Here is a 1,172-nt window from a genome sequence, read left to right as displayed (position 1 = left end):
GTTTTATTTTAATATAAAAATAGGTTCCTGCCTCTGTATTTTTTATATCTATTGTTCCGTTATTTCTATCTAAAAGAATTTTTAAGGTATATAATTCAAATGTCAGAATTGTTTCTTTTTCTTCTATAATTATATTATCATGTACTATAATTATTTGAGCATTAGATTCTTCTTTGACGGTAATTGTGATTTTTGGATTAAAGATGTCTTTTTTTTCAAAAGCAGTTAAACTGTTTTTGATGATATAAATAAGAATTTGTAAAATATCATTAGTATATTTATTTATTTCCTTATGTACTTTGTAATGAGTAATTATTTCAACTTTTTGAAAATCTATTAGAGGTTTAAGCACATGCAGAGCTTTTTGTATAACAATATCTAACATTAAATTTGATTTTTTTTCTTCACAAACAAAAAAATTATTAATATATTTAATATTACTTGATGTAGTATAAATGTGGTCATCAATTTTAGAGAGTTTTTTTTCAAAAGAATCTACGGTGAATTGATTTGTTGCTGTTTTAAATCTAAGACTGCTATTTGTTAATAAGATAATATCCAAAGATTCTTTCCATTTGATTATATGACTGGTTACTATTTCTCCTATTGTTGCTGTTCTAAATTGTTTTATAATTGTTTCTTGAAGTTTTAGTAGTGAGGATAACTGATTCTTTTCTTTTTTAATCATATTTATATGTCTGTTCAGTTTTATAACTAAAATTTCAGAAGAGATTGTTTTTTGTATATAGTCCATTGCTCCCATTTCATAAGCTTTTAATTCATCTTTTAAATTATTGTTGGTTGTAAAAAATAAAAAGGGGATTTTTTTTGTTTTTTCATTTTTAGGTAAAAATTCAATAAGTTCGAAACCATTAATCAATGGTATGTCTATGTCTGTAATGATTAAATCAATAGTATCTCTAAACATAATGTTTAATCCTTCTTCAGTTGTTGCGGCTGTGTGGATATTGATGTTATTTTGATGGTATCTTAAATCTTGTAAAAACGGGAGAGTCTCTTTTATATTATCAATAAGTAAAATATTAAAATTATTATTCAATGGGGGTCCTTGTCTTTAAAACTTTTTTTATGTTAATATAAAAAAGTACTTGAAAAGTATTGTTAATTTTACGTTTCAAACTAAGAAAAAAAATGTTAAAATGATTTATTAA

1 protein-coding gene is annotated in these 1,172 nt (G+C 23.2%); it reads right to left on the bottom strand.

The window, feature by feature from the left end; genetic code table 11:
* A partial coding sequence (locus GBG18_RS14960) for a response regulator (protein WP_152192367.1) occupies positions 1-1,060 on the bottom strand: 1,060 nt, incomplete at its 3' end.
* Between the last annotated feature and the right edge of the window lie 112 nt (positions 1,061-1,172).

Source organism: Poseidonibacter ostreae, assembly GCF_009208075.1.
Lineage (GTDB): Bacteria > Campylobacterota > Campylobacteria > Campylobacterales > Arcobacteraceae > Poseidonibacter > Poseidonibacter ostreae.
This window is presented reverse-complemented; position numbering and strand designations above follow the sequence as displayed.